We start from the raw sequence: 21274 nt of genomic DNA on the forward strand, positions 1-21274 counted from the left end.
CCTGAATTGGATGGTTTACTGAATAAAACTTATTGCTGGTCTTCTACGTAAATACCGGCAGATATAATGGCGCCGCCAATTCGGCGTTTGCCATAAAGCAAAGGGACCGGGTATCCCTGAGAGGCAGTATTCGTCACGCCCCCAAAGGCGTAGGACGCTTTATTGTCAGCGGATTCTTTTCGTGCCAGGCCTGCTGGCTGTGGAGAAAGCATTTGAACGACGCCGCCGAGCATCATGGCGCCGCCTCCCATCATTACGTTTACGCCCCACGCCTGGCCGAATCCGAAAGTGGCTATAGCTCCAACCGCAACGATGACCGCACCCAAAATAGTCTGAAGAAAACCGGCTTTTTTGCTACCAATGACTACAGGAACAATGCGAATTACTTCCCCGGTTATGGGGAATCCTAAGTCATCTAGACCTATATTTTTTTCATCCTTAAATACCGCATAGGTTAGTCCACGCTCTTTGCTGGTAATCATGAATTTTTCGAAGCCTGGTATCGTTTTCGCCAACGCTATGCCTGCTTCATGGATGCACGAAATAAGACGATGATGAGTTTTCCCAAACTTTTTACCGAGCATTCCACTTAATTCAATACGCGTCATAACTTCTTGCATTTCTTTCTCCAAAAAAAACCGCCTGATGGCGGTTCTTCTCATAAAGATAAGTTAAAAAGCTGTGGGGTATATTCCAAAATCCCCATTGGTGCCATAACCAATTCGGTACATTAATGTTTTTCCATCAATCACTGTCCCTGATTGCTCACTCATGCCACCACCACACATTCCTTTTGGCCATGCGCTAAATATATGATTCCCTACTTTTGGATAAATCACAGCTTTTTGGGCAGTATCTAAATCAGCTATCTCTTTTCCATCAAGATATACTCGCGTCATACAAGCGCTTCCCATAACACCAGAGTCCCGCTTTATAATAACTTCGCCCGTACCTTCTTTTTTAGAAAAAAACGATGAGTCTAATATTTGCTTGGCGGGTATATTTTGTGCCTGTTCATTTGTTACTGGTTTAGTCGCACACCCATTAATTCCCACAATCACTAAAGCTAGTGCAATTTTTTTCATCTCTTTGTCCCTTTTGTTTTTAATTCAAATGCCACAAAAGATTAACACAGAGAATGGTATCGAACGATTTTCATCGTTCGGTCTAACCAGTACCCACCATACGGCACGCGCTTGCTGAGATGGCCATACAGGTGATGCAGCAGCAGGTTCCCTTCCAGCAGAATCCCGGCGTGGTTCCACTTATCCGCCTGCACCTGCATGATCACCATATCACCCGGTTGCGGTGGACCATCAAACTCACGGAACCCGCATTCATACCAGCAGTCCTGATAAAAATTGTCCGGATACTCCTTTTCCCACCACGGATAATCGACGCGGTAATCGTGCAGCTCGATGCCGTGGGTTTGCCGAAAATAGCTCATCACCAGGCCCCAGCAATCGTAGTGGCCCAGCACGAATGGTCGCTCGAGGAGCGGCAACTCACCACGCGGGTGGATGGTACGGAGATCGCCTTCTGGCCAGCTGATAATATGCCAGGGGAGAAGGGTCGCGTCGCATTGCGCTTTATCCAGTTCGCTCGGCTGGGTGGTGGCATCAGGATGGCTGTGAACAATACCGGTGATCGTTCCCCATTCCTCAACCTCCGCATAATCCTCCGGCGCCAGCACAAAATTATCTTTCGACTCTGTGGCCAGGTTCCGGCAGGGGAAATAACGCTCCGCTCGGCCCCTCTGGGCGACGAGGCCGCAGGCCTCGCGCGGATATTCTGCGGCCGCATGTTCCTGGATGGCCTTAATCGTTTTCTGACGCATATCAGCTCCTGATTAATGAAGTGCCGGGGAACCCGCCAAACGGCAGTTCGCTATTCTCACCATGACGTAATTTGCAGGCCGTGAGCGTTCCGTTGCAGACATCCTGCGACGGGTCATCAACTGGCTGATTGTTCCTGTCAAAATACCGGGTGCCGGCATAGTCGCACCCGTTACCGCTGCGGTACTGATTGCGGATACACCAGGTGCAAATCGCATGCAGCTGGCGAGTGGGGATCATCATCCCCTGCAAGGCAAACGGGCTGGAGAGAGTAAATTCCACCTTCTCATCGTCTTCATAATGCTTTACGTCAATGAAGAAAAGGCGCCGTTTCTCCTGAGTCGGATCAGCTGAGACATTCCCGTCCGGAAAGTTCTTCGCATCGAGATACTGTTTTTGCGTGTCGTGGATGACAACCCGCGCCAGAGCCAGATCGTCGTAATGAAGACAGAGCGCGGATATCTTTCCGTCGATGTTCCCTACCCGCAGCGTTGGCTGCGCGTCGCTGCCCGTGGTGGATGACTCGAACCCTTCGATTTCACATGGCCAGGCTTTATACTCCCGCCCCTGCCACCAGATGCTTTTCGCCGGCAGCTTATCCAGGTCGCCGCCAGCGGCGAGGATTTCGGCTGCAGTATGGGGAACGTTATAGCCGTGGAAATACAAAACCTCATCTAGGCCAAACGCCTGGCCATCGATCTCCAGGAGACGAACCTCATCGCCTGGCTCTAACTTCTGATAATTCGCGTTAAGGCTCATGGTTTAAATGCCTGAATAAAAGTGGCTGAAAGTGAGTAATTTCCGCCGCCCAGCGGCACCGGTTTATATTGTTCGCAGCGGTAAAGCCCCACCTCTTCCAGAGGCGGGGTCCACTGAAACGCGCGGGTGCCGGCATGACGGTCGAGGAACTGCTTAATCGGACGGATATAGTCCTCCGTACCGACAAAACTCAGCTCCCAGTCCTGTGATCGGGTGTTAATACCATCGCCGGATACCTGCGCATACCCGTCACCGAACTGCGCCTTCCGGACACGAAAGTTAACAGTCTGCTGGGGATTAACCCGCGGACTCCAGGTGAATATCTCAATAGCCATCAACGTTGCCCTTTAACTGCATTCCAGACCATCCCGCCAGGGCGCATATCCTGCGCCATCAGCTCCCTGTATTTTTTCTCCACAAACGAGCCGATCTGCTGGCCAAACTGCTCAAAACCAAACGGCGCCTGCGTTGAGGTGTTTCCGCCTTCAATCGTGATATAGACTTTTGGCCCTTCCGACGCGCCGGCGTTCTGACCACCACCGACAGCGCGTACACCCAGCGAACCATCGCCGGCACGCGTCAGCGGCATGATGGCCTCCGGCCCGGCCTCGCCAAATACGCCGGCCCCTTTTGCGAAGGCGAAGAACTGCGGAGAGTCGTAGACCTGGTTGCTGTATGCGCTTAGCGACGGTGAGTCATAAACGCCGCCTTTGGCGTTGAACTGGAAGTTACTGGCGGCATTCTGGATCGCCGTCCCCGAGCCTGCGCCCGCAGCGCCCGTGACAACGCTGGTCCCGACGCCCACCACGCCCATAATGGTTTGCATGACGGTACTGGTGACCAGCGCCTGAGCGGCCATATCAACGAGGTTTTTTATGACCGACTGCGTGAGTGAGGAAAACAGGTCAGCCATGTTCTCCTTAAAGCTTCTCGTCCGCGTCAGCATGCTCGTCAGGAAGTTGCCCGAGCGCTCATGGGCCGTTTCAAATAACCCGACGGCCAGGCTCTGGAATTCTCCCTGTGATCGGTATAACTCCAGTGACGTCTGATACTGCGCATCGGCGGATTCTTTCGTCGCCTTCTGCATCAGCATTTCGTACTGTTCTTTGCTGATCGCGCTGCCCTGGTAGTACGCCTGCAGCAATGCCTGCCGCTGAGCAAGCTGATTGCGCAGTGAGACCAGTGGATCAACTTCGCCGGCGATATCCAGTGCCGGCGCAGCGATTTCATCGGCATGCGCCTGCAGCAGCTCTTTCGCAGTATCTCTGGCCAGCGTTATTCGTGCGGCCTGGTACTCTTTTTCATCAAGAAGGCGGGCTTTGAAAAGCTCAGCCAGGTCCCGGCTGGCTTCCTGCTCTTTTCGCAGAGTTTCCTGGGCGGGGGAATACTGCGCGGCCAGATCCAGTCGCTGTTTCTGGTAGTTCTCTGCATTCATTAACAGCGCGCGCTGCAGGTCAGCATCACTGGCGCCATTTTTCTTCGCCGCTTCCTGCAGCTCCCTGTTGCTGTCCTTTTCCTGCAGGTTAATTCTGGCCAGGCTGGATGCATGGGCTTCTTCAATTTGCTGCCGTAGCGTTTTGAACTGGTCGACTTGGGACTTACTGCCTTTCCCCGTGCCGGTACCGCCATCGCCGCCCCAGGGATTTCCATCTCCGGTCTCTTTGGGGGGCGTGCTTAACGCTCCTTTCAGATCGTCCGTAAGGGAGGTTATTTTTCCCGATAACCCCAGCTGAGCCAGTGTTTTTGCATCACTGACTCGCTTAATGTTTTCCTCGGTTTTGCGGAGTCCCTCGTTAACGCTATCGAGATCCGCCCGCGCCCGCGTCTGGTCTTTTGTCACCCCTTCCAGCAGGCCGAATGGGTCAAACGCTTTCAGGCTGCCGATACGGCTGTCGGCATCCTGAATCTCTTTTATCAGCTGGTTACGCTGTACGACCTGGTTTTCGTACTGATCCTCCAGGTCGAACTGCTTCACATTTAACTGGTTAAGCGAGAGGCGCATCAGCGCTTCACTGGTTTCCACTACGGCATCTTTTAAATCAATGGCTGACTGCCGGGCTTCCTTTGCCTTCTCATGAAAGTAAAGAATGCCTGAGCCGGCCAGCATCGCGGCGCCGAACGGACCACCGATTAAATTTAATGCGCCTCTTGCCAGCCCCACCGCAACGGAAGCCGCGCGGGCCGATATCGACATCTGCCGGTTTGCCGCTGCCAGTTTCAGTTTCGCCTGGCTGGCCAGATTGGTTTGCTCAGTTTCCTGCCGAATAAGCCGGGTAAACTCATCCTGGTAACTGATATTCATCCCATACTGTTTAGCCGTCCGCTCCATCTGCCGGTAGTGGCCAAACTCAGCGTCGTTCTGTTTCAGGATGGCCGCTGTCGAATCCAGCGTTTTGCGGGCAATATCCGCATCAGCCTGCGCCCGCGCTTTTACCGCCGCCTGGCTTTCCCGCCAGGCCGCGATATTCTCCCGCAGTCCTGCAGTCAGTTTCGTGGATAACACGGGGATCAGGCTGTAAAGCGCCACGCTGGAGACGGTGTTGAAATTGTCTGCCAGGCTGTTCAGTGCCTCCGTGGCAACCTGAATCCCGCTGCGGAGTGGCCCGTTACTACTCTGGCCGATCTTAATGACCATCCCTTCAAACGCACTGCTCAGCCCCAGCAAATCGCCGTTCAGGTTGTTAACCCTGATGGATGCCTGCTCATGCGCCGTTTTGGTACCGGTCAGGGAAGCGGTCAGCTCATCAAGCTTTGAACGGTTCTGGACCAGGATAGACGCCGCATTCAGGTTCTCCACGCCAAACAGTTTTACGGCCTGGGCCGTGGAGAGATTTTTCCCGGAAAGATTGGTCAGCGCCTGGCTGAGACCAACCACGGACGGCTTGAGGCTCTTGTCCGTGCCCTTTTCCAGATTCAGGATGACGTTACGCAGCGCCGTGCCGGCTTCACCGCCTTTAATTTCACGCTCTGCCAGCACCTGAATCGCGGCATTCAGCTGCTCAAAACCAACGCCGGCCTGTGCGGCTGCGACGCCACCATTTTTAATGGCAGCCGCCGTATCCACAATCTCCGACGACCCGTACTTCGCGCCGGCGGCCAGCACGTTGATATAACGATCCGCCTCCTGCGCGCTCGCCCCGTACTGGTTTAAGGAGAGCGCCAGCGTTCTGGTCGCATCGGGCAACGTTGTGCCGGCGGCCTGCGCCAGGATAAGCGCGCTGTTCGTAGCCTTCTGCAGTCCATCGGACGTTTTTAAAAGCTCCGGTTTAGCCGACGCCATCAGCTTTAGCGCTTCGGCGGCCTGGCTGGCGCTGTACTCTGTCGTGCGTCCCATTTCCTGCGCAGCCAGATCCAGCGCTTTCATTTCAGCTGCAGTCGCACCGGTGATGGCCTGCAGGTCTGATAATGCCTGTCCATATTGTCTGGACGTGGTGACGATCGTGCCGATGGAAAGGCCGGCTCCTGCCAGCCCCGCCAGCCGGCTGGCCATCCCGGATATCGACAGACCGACCTTCTTATAGGCGTCCTCCGTCTTTTTCGCGTCCGCCTGGGCATTACGGTTAAACCGTCGTGACTGGTTCTCCGCATCGCCATACGCTCCCAGCAGCTGGGATTTAAAACTGGCTGCGTTCAGGTGCAGCCCGACCGCTAAAGATGCGACGTCTGCCATTACATTAATGCCCTCATGACTGCCGCGCATTCATCATCGACCCGGGATGGCGCAGGTGTGGTTTCGGTAGGTGGCGCGTTTTCATCGCCAGGACGGCGGAAAGTGCCCTGTTTCAGGAAGTAGGCTCGCCAGTGGTACAGAGTGTTTGCCGGCAATGCGGCAATTTTGGATGGGTCAGGCTCGCCCCAGCGGTCGGCCAGCCAGAAGATCAGCTCCAGCCAGGGCGAGTCACTCAGTTTTTTTCCGCTTCCTCCAGCTTGCCGATTGCGTGTTGCTTCACTTTTTCCACTGCGGCCAGCAGTTCGGGGTTTTCATGGGCCTTCAGCAGTTCGGCTGCCGTGGGTTTAAACTCATCCGGAATGGCCGTTCCATCCGGCTGAACCAGTGCATCGATGACGATCTGAATGACTTGCTCCGATGCCTCACGCGCTGCGCCAGCTTTTGCGGTTTCAGCCATTTTCTCTTCATAGCTGATGAGGTAATCCCCGGTCAGGCGGCGGATGAATACGGTGGCGCCAAATAACTCGGTTTTAATGACGGTTGGCTCCGATTTAAGCAATGCGGATTTCAGCGTGGACAGGTAATCTTTATCTTTCACAGGTAGTCCTTAAAAATAAAAAGCCACCCGAAGGTGGCTGTTTACAGGTTAAGTTAATCAGGCGCCGCCGGAGACAGCGACGGTTCCCCAGGTGATCTTGTTCTGCTTACCCTGAACAGTGATCTGGATGACCTCATTCGCCGGAGCGGCGATTTCATTCATCTGCCAGCCGGACAGCGCCAGGAGCATCGTCGCGGTTCGCTTGTTGGGTAATTCGACGTATAACTGGATGGTCTTGCGGGCCTCTGCTGCGTTCAGCAGCGCGGCAAAATCGGTATTGCCCGGATCATCAATGAAGCCCAGCGACTTTTCAGGCCCATCAGGCAGATCACTGATGGACTGTTTCTGCTTATCCAGTAACGTGGTGCAGTCGACAAAGCCCCCCGTCTGCCCCATTGCACCCAGCGCTTTACAGTTAATCAACGGTTTCAGCGCTGACGTGGCAGCGCCAGGCTCCCCGTATTTCACAATGGTGCCCGCCGGCAACATCGCATATTCAGGCGAAGTTTTATCAGCCATGTTTCTCTCTCTTTTTATACGGCAGCGGATGCTACCTGTTTTCAATGCCGTTTCGGATTTCCACGGTTAACACGCGCAAAACGGTCTGGAGGTTGTAATCCAGGGCGGGTCGGATAAAGGGGTCTGCAACCTGTTTAACCGTGCCAAACTCCTGCGCCAGCGCCTTCATATGGTGCTGCTTGCTGGGGCCGACACGGAGCGTTACAACCGCGTTCCCTTTACCCTTGCGGGTGGAAGAGCGGATTTTGATTGAGTCCCGCATGTGCGGCCCGGCGGACGTTTCGTCAAAGCCGGCATGCTGCTTCATATCTTCCTCGACGACCTTTAGCGCTTCGCGCCCGGCATCCCGCAATACCTTCGTCGCCACTTTTTCGCCCAGGGCCATTAACTGCCGCTCCAGCTCATCCAGCCCTTTAACTTCCATTCGGATCACGAGGAGTCCTCCACGTAGTGAATGATGAAATCGCGGGTCAGGCGATACTGAATGCGACGATTCGTCAGCTGGTTTTTATCCTGATGGATACCGCCTCGTTCCACATACTGAACCGGAATACCCTCCAGCTGTCCATGAACGACGGACTTCAGTTCCGTCCAGATTTTTTTATCCAGCTGCAGCAGTGAGGTGTAATCATCGAGACGGTACAGATTCACCTGGATACGGGCAGAGACGATCCCCGTTCGCAACATTCCCGAGACCATTTCCGGGTCAGAGATACGCTGAAAGGTCGCTCCTTCCTTGACCGTGTCCGGCAGTAAAAGCGGATACGCATTCATGCCGGTGATGCGCTCCAGCGCACCCTTAATCGCCAGCTCTATCATGCCGCCCGTCAGCCTCCCCCGTGATAATGATCCGGTCTGTTTTGCGGTCGATATTCCGGACGGTATAAACCAGATTTTTCGTCGTGATTTTCCAGTCAATATCAACCAGCACGCCCGGATATACCGTAAACAGGCAGGTTTCCACCACCTGCTGCTGATCCAGCGTGCGGACTTTTCGCCCCGATACCAGCTCCCGTTTTGCCCACGCTTTTCCCGATTCAACCTGCTTTTCCGGGAGCGGTTCGCCCAGCGGCCCACGACCGGACTGAACGTAGCTAATTGCAATGCGACAGTTCATATCACCCGGTTTCAGGCTCATAGCGTATGCTCCTGCAGGGGGAAAAGAAGATGCCTCACCGCAGCGGTTTCCAGCCACTGTCCGGTATGGCCATTCAGATACGCATCGCTGACCAGAAACTGAATGGCCAGCCGGATATCTTCATCCGCGATAAATCCGCGGACGGTCTCCGGGAGTGCCTGCAGCTCTTCATCACTGGTGACCAGCTTGCAGTAATAATCACGCTCGATGCTCCGCTGCGCGGCATTCACCATTTGCGTGAGCATGGCGTCATGCTCCGTGAAATCCAGTTCCAGGCGTAGCTGGGTTTTCACATCACCCAATGTCAGTATCAAAATCGCTGTCTCCCGGCTTCGGTTTCAGCGCACGTTCGGCATCCTCCGGCCATACCGCGATACGCCGCTTAACCAGTTCTTCGGCGCGCGTTCCTTCAAAGCACGCGATATCACCACGGGAATAACGGTGGTGCGGCCCAAGGAACACAACGGATTTACGCTCTGCCTGTGCGACCACGGTCGCATGGTTGTCCTGTGCGACCGTTTCTTCCGGCTCCACTGCTTTATTTTTCGCAGCCATAACATTCTCCTGAAAGGGAAAAGCCCGCATATGCGGGCCGTATTTACTGAGGGATGGGTTAGAACAGGACGCCGGTACCCAGCACCAGACCTTCCGGATGACGGAAGCCAATATCATGCTCAGTAACAACGCGGATTAGCGACTGGTTACGGGAAAACGCAGATACCAGGGTGCCATCGGCATCGATGTAAGAGGCTTCCTTCGAGAAGTCGACTTTCATATTGCCGTCTTCAGCGATAACCACATCATTGAAGTCAGCAAAGTAAATCTCAGTCTCCTTACCCCCGGTCCCCAGATTCGCAGGGATCGCGCTGGTACGCTGAACCGGATATCCTTTAAGTAATCCCTGAGCCATTTCCGGATAGACTTTGTTGCCGTTGCCGTCACGCAGCCCAAACAACTTCATATAGGTACGGTTCGACATGCCCCAGCCGCTGCTGATCATATTGCTGTTGCCGTCCATCGCCATCAAAATGATCTTGTCCAGGTACTCGTCAACCGTGTTCAGGTTGATCGCTGCATCAGCTTCCCACGGCAGCAGGCGGTTCCACTGCGTCGCGCGCGCCTTCATACCAATCGGTGTATCGCCGGTACCGTCATCGCGCATAAAGGCTTTATCCTCACGCACTGAGATGGCGGTCAGAATATCCTGCAGGACCAGCTGCTCGACGTTGAATCCGGCGCGGCCAATCAGTGCATTGGAAATAGGCACCATCGCAATCAGAGTTTTCGCCGTAAGTTTTACATCATCAAAGCGTGTTTCTGATGTCTTGGCGTCTTTGTTTTCTCCTGTGTAGCTTGCCGTTGCTCCACCGGCCACGCGTGGTAGCGTCATATTACCGTTAGGCAGCGGAACGGGACGGGCACCCAGCTTGCGGACGATGGTTCGGTCGCTCAGTAGCTCGATCACCTCACTGTGGAGGTTCTGCGGAATAAGCACACCCCCGGACGCCGCTGCGGTGGAAATGGCCATCGATACTGACTGGTCATTCAGCTCTTCTGAAGCGAATTTTGCCGCGTCCTGCAGATTCCCTGCGCCTGCGGCGACAGACATAACCAGTCGGGTCATGCCAGCACCGGTGTACTGTTTCGGCTCCTGCTTAACAATAATGCCGGGGGCCTGCTGAGTCGCTTTCACGGGTTTTGCGACCAGCGCCGCAGCTCGTTCGGCGGCTTCCAGGCGTTCAATTTTGGCGCTGATATCAGTGAACTGCTGCTGCAGGTTCGCAAACTCCGTCAGCTGCTCCGCAGTCAGCGTGCTGCCGCTGGCGTCAATGGTTGCCAGGGCCTGAACCTGTTCGTTGATACCCGCACGCTGACGACGCAATTCTTCAATATGTGGCATTTTATTTCTCTCTTTTTAGACATAAAAAAAGCAGCCTGCTGGCTGCTTAAGGTGACGCGGTTTGTGTTTGCGCCGGATTACATTTTGGTTTGCAGATCCATCGCGGCTGCCTGCATCTGAATGGAGGTTTTTTGACGGGCTTGCTGATACTTTGCCGCGATAGCATTGATCGCCGCCTGGGGGTCAGAGACTTCATCCGCCAGGCCGGCAGACACAGCGCCAGGGCCAAAATACAGCCCCGCCTGCGTATCAATGACGGCCTGCTGCTTCAGGCCGCGATATTCGGCCACTGACCCCGTAAACGTCTCGTACATTTCGTCGATCATGCCCTGGAACATACCCAGCGACTCTTCACTCAGTGGTTCATGTTGGGTGCCGTTATTTTTGTTATCTCCCCGGTAAATGGTGGTGAACGTCAGCCCCATTTTTTCTTCCATCTTCGACGTATCGAGGTGCTCCATGATCACACCAATCGACCCCACGCCACTGGTCTGGCTGACGATGATTTTGCTGCAGGCCGATGCGATGAAATACGCGGCGGAATACGCGCTGTAGTTCACAATAGCCGTGATGGGTTTCGTGTCGCGAGACTGATAAATGTAATCGGCCAGCTCCTTGCACCCCACCGCTGCGCCGCCGCCGGAGTTAATATCCAGAACGATTTCGCTGATTGAGGGGTCGTTTAACGCCGCCTGCAACTGCCCGCGGATCCGCTCGTAGCTGGTCAGCTCGGAGCACATCGCCGTAATCTGCCCCCGGCGTGGAACAAGAATGCCGTGAACGGGGATCACCGCCACCCCGCCGGTGGGCTGGACCTGCTCAGCAGCAGGTGATTTACCCGGATTCAACGCCATCTGAATGGCGGCATCTTCGGTGATCCCCTGAATACGGGGGATGAGCACCGCTTTCACGGAGTCCATTGTTTGCCGCGTCACGTAATGCGGCACACCAAAGACCATATCTGCCAGGTGCGGCAGGTTAATTAATTTCGTTGTCATGTTGTCTTCCAGGTCATCCCGCGCAGCGGGAAATAATCAGGCTCTGGCCAGAAGGGTTTCGATTTCGGCCAGCTGTTTTGCTGTCGGCGACTTATCGCCAGGAAGGATCTTCGCGCTGTCGACCATATTGAGCGGCGTCAGGTATTTGTCCCCGCCGGCAATTGGCGGCAGATTCTCCATACGCCGGATATCGTTGGTGGATAGCCATCCCCACTGGCGGCCCAGCGCATACGATTCATAGCGTGACTTCTGGTCGCCTCGCAGCAGCCCGGAAACGTTGAACTCGATGTACAAATCGCGGCGTTCGCTGGGCAGAAGCAGATCGCGCTGCAGCGCACCCTCATGGCGTTTCAGCCAGGCCAGAAGCGTATACATCACGAACTGCAGGCCCTGGTGCTCGATGTTATTGTTGGTCGCTTTCGCCAGCATCTGCACCATATGTGGCGGGATTTTATAGAGCCGGCAGACCTCTTCCACGCCCCACTGCCGCGACTGTAGCAGCTGCGCCTTTTCGTTATCCTGCGACAGTTGTTTGTAGCTCATGCCCTCCTGCAGCAATGCCACAGAGAACATATTGTGAATACCGGAATGGCGCTCGGTCCATTTCGCCAGCAGGCGATCAATAGCATCCTGGCTTTTAATGGTCGCAGCCTCTTTCGGACGCTCTATCACCCCGCTCATCGTTGTCCCGCGCCGGAATGTCGCGGCCGCATGCTCCTCAACCGCCAAATTCAGCCCCAGAACATCGGCGTTCGTCTGAATGGGGGAACTGCCGATATAGCCATCCAGAGAAAAGACCTTCACATGGTGCATCATGCGCATCGGCAGAATTTCGCCGACTTCCGGGAGTTGGTAATACGGCATACCGTCCGGCCCTTTCAGCACAATGACCTTTTTCGGGTTAATGGGGATCAGCTCTTTCGGGTAGCCTTTTCCGTCCCGTTCGATGATCGAGTAGCAATTTCCCTCCAGCCCCAGCAACCCCTGCTGCTGCTCGAAATACTCGAATGAGGTGTCTTTCCTGTTGGGCTGGGAGTGAATCAGGTCATAAACCGGGTGGTCCGTCGCACGCTGGCGCCCGCCATTTTTATCCCGCCGGTAAAGTTCGCACGGCAGCTGCGCGACGGACTCAGCCAGGAGGGTGACACAGGCCCGGACCGCTGAAAGTCCCAGAGCGGTTTCCGGCGTGATTATGATGCCAGTTTTGCTCTGGCTTGAACGAACCCCGCCCAGCATAGCTTCCCAGAAGCTATTACCCGAGTATTGTCGGCCCCTGAACATCTGGGGTAGGAACATTATTTACCTCCGCCATTGCTGACGCCGGAGGAAAAGGCCCGGGTTGTCATATATGACCAGCCCAGACAAATAATCCCTCCTGTTATCAATCCCACTGATGGAGAAATAAGCCAGGCACCTGCGGATAACAATCCAGCACCAGTGAGGCCGACAATAAAACTCAGAACTGAAATTAGCATGCTATATCTTCCTCATCGTATACGGATGTCATCACTGAACTGTTAAGCATGGCGCGCCCCAGCCCCATCATTAAACCAACCGCACCATCTATCTTATTCTGCCGCCCTTCTTTCCCGGGACGCACAATATCGTCACTTCCGGGAAGGTACTGGCCGACGATATTGGAAATACACCAGTTCATGACAGGGTGTCCGTCATGATGGAATCTCCCCGAGATGAGCGCAGCCTCAATCTCTCTCATAGGATCACTCATATGGGTAAAATTTTGTCTTATCTCGACAGGTTCAAGCCCCTCTTCCTCGAGCATGTGACGTAATGAAGTCGCGCCATAAGGGTCAATGGGGCATTGGGCAATTTTTACGGTATTCCGCAGTTTCAGGATCGTTTCAAATATCAGCCTGTAATCAACTTCGCCACCATCGGTCGGGATCAACTTACCCTGCCGGACAAAGGACTGATAACGTTCTGCGGTACTTTTCAGCGCGGTCTCCTGCGAGTAAATGGTTTCTTCGGGTGCCCAGAACAGAGGAGAAACACAGTAAAAATGTGTTATTCCGTCTATTTCACGACGAAAAACTGGAACCACAGCATTGAGGTCAACTTTCGAGGCCAGATCGATACCCAGCCAGCATTCTTCCCCTTCAAAATCTGACAACTTAAGATTTTTATCGGCTGCATCCATCCATTTCCTCAGGTCGTAATAAGCTGATTTTGCGCTTACCCAGCGATTGAAATGCTTGGTCAGAATCTTGTTTGTCTGCCCGGGCGTCGACATACCCAATAATTGTTTAGCCCGGAGAAAATCTGCTTTTACCGAAATGCCATAGTTGGGGTTTGCCTTGATTAATGCCTCAGGAGTCGTCCAGTCATCATCGTCATCAAGGCCATAAATCAGCCCAAATATGGTTTCATTTTCCTCACCATTACGGGTTCTCCGCAGGATCTCGACAACCTGAGTACGCTTTTCATAGCAAGGGGATGTAATGTCATAGCCGGCGGTGGTGATGATCAGCGTCATCGGTTGTTCACGAGCCCCCATACCGGTGGTCATGGTGGTGTAAAGCGCATCAGTAGTATGTTCGTGATATTCATCAATGATGGCGCATGATGGCGAATCACCATCCCCCGGGTCACCGATCACAGGCGCAAAAACCGAACCATCAGGGCGCGTCATTTTTTTTGCCCAGGGTTTTATCGAGAATTTTTGCCGCAATGCCGGCAGCTTTTTCACCATTTGCAGCGCCGGAGAAAATACCTTCCATGCCTGTTTTTCAGTCGTGGCGCCGCAATAGACTTCTGCACCATGCTCGCCATCTGCACAAAACATATAATTTCCTACAGCAGCGGCAATAGCGGATTTCCCGTTCTTCCTGGGCACCTCGATGTAGATTTCAGAGAAACGACGCAGGCCTGTCTTCTTGTGTACCCATCCAAACGGTACGCCAAGAGCGAACTTCTGCCAGGCTTCAAATTCAATCCGGAGTTTACGCCGGGCCCATTCCCCTGAGGTATGAGGCATTTTCTGGGCAAAACGAAGAAATCGTTCTGCTTTGTTTTTATCGAAGCGGTAGGGCCAGTGGGGATCCTTTGCTCGTTCGAGGTCGTCCAGATGTCGCTGACAGGCAAGTATCGTTAACTGACACGCCAGAATCTTCCCGCCAACGATATCCCGCGCATACTGGTTCGCTGCATTGACGTTCGGATAGGTTGCCATCAGTCAAACTCATCGAATTCATTCCCGTCATCATCCGGATCCTTTTGTCCGCTGGTCATGCGAAGACGACTGAGCGGATCTAACCCCAACAGAGAGCCCAGGCGGGCAAGCTGGGAAACCGAGTCATTCCGGACATTAACTGCAGGGTGTTTTTTCAGGCCCCCCATTTCACTTTCTGAGGTCAGTCCGCTGGCCAGCATTTTTTCGGCTTCGAGCATCAGATGAAAAGCATTGCAGTAAGCCAGCAACAAAGGTGCGTCCTCCAGCTCAAACACCCCTCGGTCGATGAGTATTTTGCTTTGCGTTTTCCACATTCTTATTGCCGCCTCCCCCATTAACTCAGCGGGAGGCGCAATACGTGTTAATTTGCTTTTTTGCCCGGTGGGTAAAGTGGGTTTTCGGCCACCACCGGACGATCGAATTCCTCCGGCCATAAACGTTCCTTTGATAGATGAAACCTTCCGGAAAAAAGTTTCTTATTTCTGGCGTGTAAAAATAGACTTCAACGGGCAGTCCCGAAGCGCGAAAGGGGTCAGGGATTTGATCCCCCCTCCCCCTGGCTGCAGCTGCCTCAGTCGAGGTGGTGGTCGTCATTCCGGCTGCGCCGGCGGCGAATACGGTTCGCACTGCGTGGGCCGGCATATCTCAGACGTTCAATGAACACCAGTTGTTATACCGGCGGTCAGGATCCTGTCGCTGTAGCAGATCCTCCATCGGCCTGCAGTACGCTTTCTGGAAGCCGTTCATCTAATGGCTGGTTCTCGAAAACCTTCATCCCAAACTGACCGATCCAGGTGCTAACTGAGTTGATGTTCCCTGCGATGAAGTCGGTCACCTCGGCGATCAATCCTTTAACGACGACATCCGTGCTCTGACGCCAGTAATTCTCAATCGCGACCAGCAACGGATCGGAACCATTACTGACAGATTGTTCACCTACGCTATACGTTTTTTTCTTCGCGCTATCGGTTATACATCGCAGCTGGCTGGTCTGGACGGCTCCAACCTCTGCTGCAATTACCTGCATCGTCAACGTAGCCACTTTGTTCCCGTCTGCATCAGCGCTGGATGCATAGAACATGGAGAGCGTCAGATCCGTGCGTTTATACATCATTGCTTACCTCCCCTACGATGGCGGGAACGACGACCGCCGGGAAACGGAGATTGTTGATCCTGTACCAGCTCACCCACTAAAGGTTCCTGAGCCGACTCAGCAGCCGGTGCCGGTGCAATATCATGCGCAATCGTCAGTTTCAGCAGTGGGCGGCCGCCCTGGACATGCTCAAAATGGATGCCATGCACGGCTTCATTCATTCGTGACTGACCATCCGTCTCCAGAACGGTCAAAACGCCATCAACGTATTCAATTTTGAAACTCTTCATCGGGTTCTCTCTGTTGCTGTTTTCTTGCTGTGGCAGGTCCAGCACAATGACTCCAGATTAAAGTCATCATCGGTACCGCCATGAGCTTTAGGAATGATGTGGTCGACACTTGAGGCTTTCGTGGCAATACCGTCTCGCCTGCAGTTCTGACAAAGGTATTTATCCCTCTTCATGATACGGGCCCGTTTAATTTCCCACGGTCGACCATAACCACGTTCCTGCCGAGTTTTTCCGGGCTGGTAGTTACGCCAGCCATCACCAGCGTGTTGCTGCCGATGCATCTCACAGTATCCTCCGACATCATTGGTCACAGTCGCGCATCCTCTGTGCCGGCAAGGTCGTTTAGCTCGTGGCGGCATAAGCATCCTCGAGCATGAGTTGAGGGAGAGTTAAAGCGGTACTGTCGATGGTAAACTCTGAAACGGGCAGCGATGAGCATGACAATCTGTCACACTCAATCGCCACCAGCTTCTCGTCTACGTATTCAATTTTTAAGCTCTTCATCGCGTTACCTTTTGCGAATAAAAAAGCCCCGCAGATGCGAGGCTACTGTTTAAATATCAGGGTGTTACTGAGAAACTACAGAGTGTAAGGTTGACCCTCAGCCCACTAATGGTTGGACACTGGCAAATTTATGAGCACATAAATGGCTGAGTATGTTTTTCACACATAGTTAAGGAAACCTCATGGAATTTACTGAGCGCTATAATTTCACCCGATTCCCTTACCGTCGAGATGTCAGAGAAAACGGTGATATCAACAATGGTGGATTTGACCTTATACAATTCCCAGAAAAGATAAATGACATCCATGAAGTGAACGATTTCCCATGGTTTAAAGATTTCATTGTTCAGGTGAACAGTGTTGACGGATTATTTATGACTTTAGGCTGTGCTATCGGTTATGAGGAGGAGATATTATATGGTTATATCGACTTCTCATTACGCCCGAACACGCCAATCACCATTAAAAATAAACTTATAAACCTTGACGAACATTTTTACGAATATCTCTCTCAGGCCATTCCGGATGAGGAAAGCCGTCTGAAGGCCATTCAATACACTCAGCACCATTTCCTTTGGCTGGCATCGCCTCTTGAAATCTACGGCGAAGAGTACTCAAAAGTGAATCTGACATTCCGTGAGAAGAATCAAAGTGGGTTAGCGTGGGCATTTGACCATCTGTCTTATTTTTTAACAAAGCATTACCCCTCTAAGCTGTAGTTCTTCAACTACATAAAAAGCCCTGCTAACACAGGGCTCAAGTCATACCATTGGAAATTATATGAATGACTTCCATACTACTTTATTGAAAACAGCCTGAATAACTTCCAGCGAAATAGCTGAAAATATCATATAGCCACTTACCTCAGTCAATATATTCGAAGATGCGCCAGTTAATTCAAGGCCTACAACTCCTAGTAACAGCATTCCAACACCGCCCCAGAAAATAATAAAACTATGAACGGTAAAAGAATAAACCAAGTCAGTTAAAAAAATCTTTAATCGTATATCGTCCATTTACTACCTCCCTCTGTATAAGCAAATCGCTCACGATTATACTCATAAATCCACCTGAATCGCTCATTATTTGGGCTTGGGCTGTTTGTTTTTCACTCTCACCGATTCGTAAATCCGCTCACAGGTCATTCCTGCTGTGTAGCGTTCGTCAGCGATTGCAGCATACCGTCGAGCTTCTTCTGCAAGGTTTCCAAGCATGTCGGCAAGCACTCCGGCGTTGGCGCCGGTTGTTTTGCTTCTGACGGTAGCGGCAAGACTTGCGGTGTGGCTTGCGGCGTCCAGGCGGGTGGCAAGGTTTTTTGCCTGCTGCCGCAGCTGGCTAACAGTATCAGAGAGATTAGCGGCAGCAGTACGCGCTGCAGCTGCTTGCGCTTGAGCATTTTTTACGGCCTCATCGCGGGCGATCAGACGCCCCTGTTCAATCATCCGGGCGGCGGTTTGCGCGTTAACTTCCTGGGACGATTCGTCGCTATCACGTTCTGCCCACCGCTTTTCCCATGCCCGATCGCTCCAGGCTAAACCAGCAACAAAGGCACCAGCAATAATCATTACGGCGATAGCTGGCTTTAAGTAGGCTGCACTCACTGGTCAATCCCCCAGCAAGTCAGCGCACTTTCCTGATCACGGCGTGTTACCTGCCCATAGCAGTTATTGGAGCGCACCCGGCAATCCTTCCCTCCGTCTTTTATCCACCAGCGAATCGCTTCACATGCGCCTTTACGATCACCGGCGTTAATCCGCTGATAGAACGTAGACGGGAAGCATTTTCCGGGCCCGATGTTGTATGGACAGAACGAGGCAATGCCTACTTTTTGTGGCGGGGTCAAAGGGACATGGATATTCCGATCCACCCATGCCAGCGCTTTGTCGCGCTCTATCGCGTTTACCTGATCGCATTTGGCCTGAGTCAGTTTCATACCCTGAGTGACAGGTTTACCATCTATACGCGTGGCCCCGCGGCAAATTGTCCAGATCCCCTGACTGCCATCGCGATACGCTGTAAGGCTGTTTCCTTCTTTCTCATCAAGGAACTGATCCATCAATGTAGGAGCTGATACACCAGCAGCAATGAGGACCAGCATTGCTGCACTAAGTTTCGCTCTGTTTCCCATCACCACTCCGTGCCGCTTTGCGCCGGTCATCTTTAATTTTGAAATACAGATTCGTCAGGTACGTAAGCAGACCAAAAAGAAGGCTGCCAAGCACGCCAATGGCTGCCCATTGTGATGGACTGACTTTATCTAGCACCTGGAGCATCCAGAACCCGGCGTTTCCAGCTGATGCGCCATAGGCAATGCCGGTTGTTAGTTTGTCCATGCGATACATACTCTCACCTCGCTGTGTGCGGGTGCTGTGCGTGTGTTTGATAGGAACAGGCCCATCGGGCTGATTTAACAACAAGCCGTATCGATGATGATTCCCGTGAGCCTGAAATGAAAAAGGCCACGCAAATGCGCAGCCTTTGAATAGAGCCGCTGGAAAAGAACAGCCCACGCGTTTACGTGGGCTTGAGGTGAAGTTGTGGTGCCGGGTGCTTCCCGGTAAGTCGTTGGTCAGTCACCGTGACTCGCGCTGAGGATTCACTTCTAACTGTTTACGCCCCTCCGCTAGGGGGATTCACCACCCATAAAACTTAACATCTCGATAACGTTACTTCAATGCAATGCGTTGCTCTGACCAAAGCCTTCGATGTAATTCATCCTTCCCCTCTCCTTCTCATTTACGGGAGTGACTATTAGTTGAGGGAAAAGCTGTGCCTTTTGATTTGAATTGGTTACGAGAAAAAAGAAGCCCGCTGAGAGAGGCGGGCTGAAGTTGGCACTTCAAGGAGCAACGGTAAGGGCGCGCCTGATTGTCCGAGCTACCGATTTACCAGGATGCATTTGTTTTTACCGTTACGTTCTTTAAACATAGAAGGGTAACTGTAAACAGTAAACCCGCCATGAATCTTAAATATGTTTAGTGGCAGTGTGGTGCCGGGTGCCTCCCGGTGAGCATGCCCCAGTCGGCATGGCCCGCGCTGCATTTACAGGTTTCTGTCACTGACTGGTCGCCCCTCCGCATAGGGGATTCACCACATCAATAATTTATGCTCCAAACATTCGAGGCGTCAATGGCAGAAAAATAACTACCAGTGTTTACTAAGCCTCCCCCCTTAACCACAGAAAGCAGCACAGCGCCGAGAGGCGTATCTCCGAACCACCAGCTCTGCACCAGCTCCAGCAGATCAGGCCAGTTACTTGGGTATCGGGCTCTTATACAGAAGAGAGGAATTGAAGTGATACCCAAATCTGAAATAAAAAACCTCACCAAGATGAGGTTTAATGTTTCATTTGCAAAACTGTAATTTTATAACTTAAAAATAACATTGAGCGTTTTCACGGCCCATCTTTTGGTATGTAATTCCGCTGTTCTCTCTCAATCTCTTCTTCGATTTGCGATACTGTTTTACGAGAGCGTACTCCAATTCGAGCTTGTGCAGTAGGTTCTGCTGTAAAGTGTTTTTCAAAATCCAGTTTAACCCGATTTGCTTCAGCACACATACGGATGTATCCGCGGAGCATGTTTTCTTTAAAAGTATACCACCCTCTACGTTTTCCATCAAAAGCAGGTACAACAACCTCCCCAAAATCTATGGATTTAAAATTCCTTAAAATTCTAGAAAAAGCGTCATCCCCTAACATCGGAATCTCTTCTTTTTTTCTCCATGACACTTGGTCTATCACACTGCAATAGGATGCTTTTACATCCCAAATAGTGCGTTGCAAGTCTCTTGAGTCTGCAACTGCCCATAAAACATAAGTATAATGGCGATCACGGGCTAATGTGGCTTTTTCGTATGGCCCCCTAAGCGATTGTGCTACTGACGTCACAGCTTCATTCAGTCCATCTAGATACAGACTATTAGTAATGGTATTTAAATCTCTCTCGTAGGCCAAAACAAGCATCTTTTCACAAATGAGATGCACATAATGGGGATAACCATCACTAATGCCAGCAATACGAATCCTTAAATCTTCAGGCACAACCAAACCAAATTCACTAAATGCCCTGTCAATAATTGCAAAGCAACCTGAATAATGTAGAGGATCAAGCTTAAGCTCATGTATTTGCCGTGAACTTGAAGCATGCCCCATAAGTAACTCATCATATGATTCTGCAATACCAGTGAAGATAAACTTTACATTAGACCGCTTATCTCCTAGTTGCTTCAATAAGGTGCCAAACTTCTCCCTTTCTTTAGCATTTTCAATTCGATCAAACTCATCAATTATTATAAAAGGCTTATCTGAATGAATTTTTTGCAGATACTCTAGAGCAAATACAGCTGATGACGTATCAACTATTTTTATTTCTTGAGGAGCCGATGTCCCTTTCTTTTCAAATTTTATTCCTGTTCCACTGACTCCGAGACTAACAGATACCCCCCACTCACTTTTATAAGCACCAGTAGCACCAGCTTCACGCAGCGCATCTGCTACTATAGATTCCATAGTCGTGCTTTCATCACAGCTTAAAAGAATAGGGTCAGTCTGTTCTTGAAGATCAAAAGCAATAGAATGAGCAAGAGATGATTTACCTACACCTCTGTGACCAAAAATGAAACTATGTCTCCCCGGAGCATAGAGGGCCTGTTTCATAGCTTCGTACTGACGGTCTCTACCAAACAAAAACTCAGAAGCATCAATTGGCTGCGATGGTCGAACGACCTGATACAACCGGGTATAGAAATCGTCACTGCTCAATGCTGAAAACGACATATT

General features: G+C 52.1%; 29 protein-coding genes and 1 pseudogene. 1 reads left to right on the forward strand and 29 read right to left on the reverse strand.

All coding sequences use genetic code 11. The features are described from left to right. Nucleotides 1-29: 29 nt before the first annotated feature. The 23 genes from DTA24_RS17875 to DTA24_RS28305 all read right to left on the reverse strand — a co-directional run bounded on the left by DTA24_RS17875 (nt 30) and on the right by DTA24_RS28305 (nt 16494). On the reverse strand, nt 30-620 hold the full coding sequence (locus DTA24_RS17875; protein ID WP_065519970.1) for a tail assembly protein: 591 nt from the start codon (nt 618-620) through the stop codon (nt 30-32). A gap of 51 nt (nt 621-671) precedes the next feature. Next, a complete protein-coding gene (locus tag DTA24_RS17880) occupies nt 672-1085 on the reverse strand; it encodes a hypothetical protein (RefSeq protein ID WP_123836989.1) in 414 nt (137 codons plus the stop codon). A 41-nt stretch (nt 1086-1126) separates the two neighbouring features. Continuing rightward, nucleotides 1127-1837, reverse strand: coding sequence for a C40 family peptidase (locus DTA24_RS17885; RefSeq protein WP_065519967.1), 711 nt, complete (start codon nt 1835-1837; stop codon nt 1127-1129). 1 nt (nt 1838) lies between these two features. Continuing rightward, nucleotides 1839-2594 carry a phage minor tail protein L gene (locus tag DTA24_RS17890; RefSeq protein WP_123836990.1) on the reverse strand — a complete coding sequence of 252 codons (756 nt, stop codon included), beginning with the start codon at nt 2592-2594 and terminating at the stop codon, nt 1839-1841. Then, nucleotides 2591-2929 carry a phage tail protein gene (locus DTA24_RS17895; protein ID WP_017880254.1) on the reverse strand — a complete coding sequence of 113 codons (339 nt, stop codon included), beginning with the start codon at nt 2927-2929 and terminating at the stop codon, nt 2591-2593. The genes DTA24_RS17890 and DTA24_RS17895 overlap by 4 nt, the downstream gene beginning before the upstream one ends. Beyond that, a complete protein-coding gene (locus DTA24_RS17900; RefSeq protein ID WP_123836991.1) occupies nt 2929-6264 on the reverse strand; it encodes a phage tail tape measure protein in 3336 nt (1111 codons plus the stop codon). The genes DTA24_RS17895 and DTA24_RS17900 overlap by 1 nt, the downstream gene beginning before the upstream one ends. 232 nt (nt 6265-6496) lie before the next feature. Continuing rightward, nucleotides 6497-6862 (reverse strand): phage tail protein, encoded by a 366-nt coding sequence (locus DTA24_RS17910; RefSeq protein WP_014228914.1) that lies wholly within the window; start codon nt 6860-6862, stop codon nt 6497-6499. A 57-nt stretch (nt 6863-6919) separates the two neighbouring features. Next, on the reverse strand, nt 6920-7381 hold the full coding sequence (locus DTA24_RS17915) for a major tail shaft subunit (RefSeq protein WP_014228913.1): 462 nt from the start codon (nt 7379-7381) through the stop codon (nt 6920-6922). Nucleotides 7382-7412: 31 nt separating this feature from the next. After that, nucleotides 7413-7805 (reverse strand): HK97-gp10 family putative phage morphogenesis protein, encoded by a 393-nt coding sequence (locus DTA24_RS17920; protein ID WP_014907811.1) that lies wholly within the window; start codon nt 7803-7805, stop codon nt 7413-7415. Between the two features lie 5 nt (nt 7806-7810). Next, a complete protein-coding gene (locus DTA24_RS17925) occupies nt 7811-8200 on the reverse strand; it encodes a hypothetical protein (protein ID WP_123836992.1) in 390 nt (129 codons plus the stop codon). Continuing rightward, nucleotides 8181-8519 (reverse strand): head-tail adaptor protein, encoded by a 339-nt coding sequence (locus DTA24_RS17930; RefSeq protein WP_014228910.1) that lies wholly within the window; start codon nt 8517-8519, stop codon nt 8181-8183. Before DTA24_RS17930 ends, DTA24_RS17925 begins: the two co-directional genes overlap by 20 nt. Further along, on the reverse strand, nt 8516-8833 hold the full coding sequence (locus DTA24_RS17935; RefSeq protein ID WP_032439854.1) for a head-tail connector protein: 318 nt from the start codon (nt 8831-8833) through the stop codon (nt 8516-8518). Before DTA24_RS17935 ends, DTA24_RS17930 begins: the two co-directional genes overlap by 4 nt. Further along, a complete protein-coding gene (locus DTA24_RS17940) occupies nt 8814-9074 on the reverse strand; it encodes a hypothetical protein (protein WP_014228908.1) in 261 nt (86 codons plus the stop codon). Before DTA24_RS17940 ends, DTA24_RS17935 begins: the two co-directional genes overlap by 20 nt. Before the next feature lie 58 nt (nt 9075-9132). Then, the gene (locus tag DTA24_RS17945; protein ID WP_014228907.1) at nt 9133-10419 is read right to left on the reverse strand and encodes a phage major capsid protein; all 1287 of its coding nucleotides are present in this window, start codon (nt 10417-10419) and stop codon (nt 9133-9135) included. A gap of 77 nt (nt 10420-10496) precedes the next feature. Next, nucleotides 10497-11417, reverse strand: a complete 921-nt coding sequence (locus DTA24_RS17950; RefSeq protein WP_032439853.1) for a S49 family peptidase — start codon at nt 11415-11417, stop codon at nt 10497-10499. Between the two features lie 36 nt (nt 11418-11453). After that, nucleotides 11454-12713 (reverse strand): phage portal protein, encoded by a 1260-nt coding sequence (locus DTA24_RS17955; RefSeq protein WP_004148010.1) that lies wholly within the window; start codon nt 12711-12713, stop codon nt 11454-11456. Further along, the gene (locus DTA24_RS17960) at nt 12713-12892 is read right to left on the reverse strand and encodes a hypothetical protein (RefSeq protein WP_017898992.1); all 180 of its coding nucleotides are present in this window, start codon (nt 12890-12892) and stop codon (nt 12713-12715) included. Before DTA24_RS17960 ends, DTA24_RS17955 begins: the two co-directional genes overlap by 1 nt. Then, on the reverse strand, nt 12886-14607 hold the full coding sequence (locus DTA24_RS17965) for a terminase large subunit (protein ID WP_021462603.1): 1722 nt from the start codon (nt 14605-14607) through the stop codon (nt 12886-12888). Before DTA24_RS17965 ends, DTA24_RS17960 begins: the two co-directional genes overlap by 7 nt. Continuing rightward, the gene (locus tag DTA24_RS17970; protein WP_012542168.1) at nt 14607-15041 is read right to left on the reverse strand and encodes a phage terminase small subunit P27 family; all 435 of its coding nucleotides are present in this window, start codon (nt 15039-15041) and stop codon (nt 14607-14609) included. Before DTA24_RS17970 ends, DTA24_RS17965 begins: the two co-directional genes overlap by 1 nt. Nucleotides 15042-15289: 248 nt before the next feature. Next, a complete protein-coding gene (locus DTA24_RS17975) occupies nt 15290-15721 on the reverse strand; it encodes a hypothetical protein (RefSeq protein WP_017898991.1) in 432 nt (143 codons plus the stop codon). After that, nucleotides 15718-16035 carry a hypothetical protein gene (locus DTA24_RS17980; RefSeq protein ID WP_014228902.1) on the reverse strand — a complete coding sequence of 106 codons (318 nt, stop codon included), beginning with the start codon at nt 16033-16035 and terminating at the stop codon, nt 15718-15720. Before DTA24_RS17980 ends, DTA24_RS17975 begins: the two co-directional genes overlap by 4 nt. Beyond that, the gene (locus DTA24_RS17985; protein WP_014228901.1) at nt 15987-16349 is read right to left on the reverse strand and encodes an HNH endonuclease; all 363 of its coding nucleotides are present in this window, start codon (nt 16347-16349) and stop codon (nt 15987-15989) included. Before DTA24_RS17985 ends, DTA24_RS17980 begins: the two co-directional genes overlap by 49 nt. Then, nucleotides 16333-16494: a hypothetical protein gene (locus DTA24_RS28305; protein WP_164481344.1), complete on the reverse strand. Its 162-nt coding sequence runs from the start codon at nt 16492-16494 to the stop codon at nt 16333-16335. The genes DTA24_RS17985 and DTA24_RS28305 overlap by 17 nt, the downstream gene beginning before the upstream one ends. A gap of 182 nt (nt 16495-16676) precedes the next feature. On the opposite strand from DTA24_RS28305, the gene DTA24_RS17990 reads away from it, so the two are divergent. Then, nucleotides 16677-17213 (forward strand): hypothetical protein, encoded by a 537-nt coding sequence (locus DTA24_RS17990; RefSeq protein WP_123836993.1) that lies wholly within the window; start codon nt 16677-16679, stop codon nt 17211-17213. Nucleotides 17214-17270: 57 nt separating this feature from the next. Here the strand turns inward: DTA24_RS17990 and DTA24_RS17995 are convergent, their stop codons facing one another. The 6 genes and pseudogenes from DTA24_RS17995 to DTA24_RS18020 form a co-directional block, all read right to left on the reverse strand. Beyond that, nucleotides 17271-17510, reverse strand: a complete 240-nt coding sequence (locus DTA24_RS17995; protein WP_123836994.1) for a hypothetical protein — start codon at nt 17508-17510, stop codon at nt 17271-17273. A 66-nt stretch (nt 17511-17576) separates the two neighbouring features. Next, a complete protein-coding gene (locus tag DTA24_RS18000; protein WP_123837188.1) occupies nt 17577-18059 on the reverse strand; it encodes a DUF2514 domain-containing protein in 483 nt (160 codons plus the stop codon). A gap of 32 nt (nt 18060-18091) precedes the next feature. Next, nucleotides 18092-18622, reverse strand: a complete 531-nt coding sequence (locus tag DTA24_RS18005; protein WP_123836995.1) for a lysozyme — start codon at nt 18620-18622, stop codon at nt 18092-18094. Then, on the reverse strand, nt 18600-18836 hold the full coding sequence (locus DTA24_RS18010) for a class II holin family protein (RefSeq protein WP_004111739.1): 237 nt from the start codon (nt 18834-18836) through the stop codon (nt 18600-18602). The genes DTA24_RS18005 and DTA24_RS18010 overlap by 23 nt, the downstream gene beginning before the upstream one ends. 822 nt (nt 18837-19658) lie before the next feature. Beyond that, nucleotides 19659-19769 (reverse strand): annotated as a pseudogene (locus tag DTA24_RS28900) (hypothetical protein); the annotation flags it as partial. 119 nt (nt 19770-19888) lie between these two features. Then, the gene (locus DTA24_RS18020; protein WP_123836997.1) at nt 19889-21271 is read right to left on the reverse strand and encodes an AAA family ATPase; all 1383 of its coding nucleotides are present in this window, start codon (nt 21269-21271) and stop codon (nt 19889-19891) included. Between the last annotated feature and the right edge of the window lie 3 nt (nt 21272-21274).

It is taken from the genome of Klebsiella sp. P1CD1 (assembly GCF_003790505.1).
In the GTDB taxonomy this organism is placed as follows: Bacteria; Pseudomonadota; Gammaproteobacteria; order Enterobacterales; family Enterobacteriaceae; genus Klebsiella; species Klebsiella variicola.

Bases quoted from the DNA above. Each gene is read 5' to 3' on its own strand.
- DTA24_RS17975 (WP_017898991.1), bottom strand. From the start codon at position 15,721: ATGATGTATAAACGCACGGATCTGACGCTCTCCATGTTCTATGCATCC.
- DTA24_RS17875 (WP_065519970.1), bottom strand. From the start codon at position 620: ATGCAAGAAGTTATGACGCGTATTGAATTAAGTGGAATGCTCGGTAAA.
- DTA24_RS18000 (WP_123837188.1), bottom strand. From the start codon at position 18,059: ATGATTATTGCTGGTGCCTTTGTTGCTGGTTTAGCCTGGAGCGATCGG.
- DTA24_RS17880 (WP_123836989.1), bottom strand. From the start codon at position 1,085: ATGAAAAAAATTGCACTAGCTTTAGTGATTGTGGGAATTAATGGGTGT.
- DTA24_RS17895 (WP_017880254.1), bottom strand. From the start codon at position 2,929: ATGGCTATTGAGATATTCACCTGGAGTCCGCGGGTTAATCCCCAGCAG.
- DTA24_RS28305 (WP_164481344.1), bottom strand. From the start codon at position 16,494: ATGAAGAGCTTAAAAATTGAATACGTAGACGAGAAGCTGGTGGCGATT.
- DTA24_RS17960 (WP_017898992.1), bottom strand. From the start codon at position 12,892: ATGCTAATTTCAGTTCTGAGTTTTATTGTCGGCCTCACTGGTGCTGGA.
- DTA24_RS17900 (WP_123836991.1), bottom strand. From the start codon at position 6,264: ATGGCAGACGTCGCATCTTTAGCGGTCGGGCTGCACCTGAACGCAGCC.
- DTA24_RS17915 (WP_014228913.1), bottom strand. From the start codon at position 7,381: ATGGCTGATAAAACTTCGCCTGAATATGCGATGTTGCCGGCGGGCACC.
- DTA24_RS17990 (WP_123836993.1), top strand. From the start codon at position 16,677: ATGGAATTTACTGAGCGCTATAATTTCACCCGATTCCCTTACCGTCGA.
- DTA24_RS17925 (WP_123836992.1), bottom strand. From the start codon at position 8,200: ATGATAGAGCTGGCGATTAAGGGTGCGCTGGAGCGCATCACCGGCATG.
- DTA24_RS17945 (WP_014228907.1), bottom strand. From the start codon at position 10,419: ATGCCACATATTGAAGAATTGCGTCGTCAGCGTGCGGGTATCAACGAA.
- DTA24_RS17970 (WP_012542168.1), bottom strand. From the start codon at position 15,041: ATGGCCGGAGGAATTCGATCGTCCGGTGGTGGCCGAAAACCCACTTTA.
- DTA24_RS17995 (WP_123836994.1), bottom strand. From the start codon at position 17,510: ATGGACGATATACGATTAAAGATTTTTTTAACTGACTTGGTTTATTCT.
- DTA24_RS17950 (WP_032439853.1), bottom strand. From the start codon at position 11,417: ATGACAACGAAATTAATTAACCTGCCGCACCTGGCAGATATGGTCTTT.
- DTA24_RS17920 (WP_014907811.1), bottom strand. From the start codon at position 7,805: ATGGAAGTTAAAGGGCTGGATGAGCTGGAGCGGCAGTTAATGGCCCTG.
- DTA24_RS17965 (WP_021462603.1), bottom strand. From the start codon at position 14,607: ATGGCAACCTATCCGAACGTCAATGCAGCGAACCAGTATGCGCGGGAT.
- DTA24_RS17930 (WP_014228910.1), bottom strand. From the start codon at position 8,519: ATGAGCCTGAAACCGGGTGATATGAACTGTCGCATTGCAATTAGCTAC.
- DTA24_RS17985 (WP_014228901.1), bottom strand. From the start codon at position 16,349: ATGCCGCCACGAGCTAAACGACCTTGCCGGCACAGAGGATGCGCGACT.
- DTA24_RS17955 (WP_004148010.1), bottom strand. From the start codon at position 12,713: ATGTTCCTACCCCAGATGTTCAGGGGCCGACAATACTCGGGTAATAGC.
- DTA24_RS17940 (WP_014228908.1), bottom strand. From the start codon at position 9,074: ATGGCTGCGAAAAATAAAGCAGTGGAGCCGGAAGAAACGGTCGCACAG.
- DTA24_RS18010 (WP_004111739.1), bottom strand. From the start codon at position 18,836: ATGTATCGCATGGACAAACTAACAACCGGCATTGCCTATGGCGCATCA.
- DTA24_RS18005 (WP_123836995.1), bottom strand. From the start codon at position 18,622: ATGGGAAACAGAGCGAAACTTAGTGCAGCAATGCTGGTCCTCATTGCT.
- DTA24_RS17885 (WP_065519967.1), bottom strand. From the start codon at position 1,837: ATGCGTCAGAAAACGATTAAGGCCATCCAGGAACATGCGGCCGCAGAA.
- DTA24_RS17890 (WP_123836990.1), bottom strand. From the start codon at position 2,594: ATGAGCCTTAACGCGAATTATCAGAAGTTAGAGCCAGGCGATGAGGTT.
- DTA24_RS18020 (WP_123836997.1), bottom strand. From the start codon at position 21,271: ATGTCGTTTTCAGCATTGAGCAGTGACGATTTCTATACCCGGTTGTAT.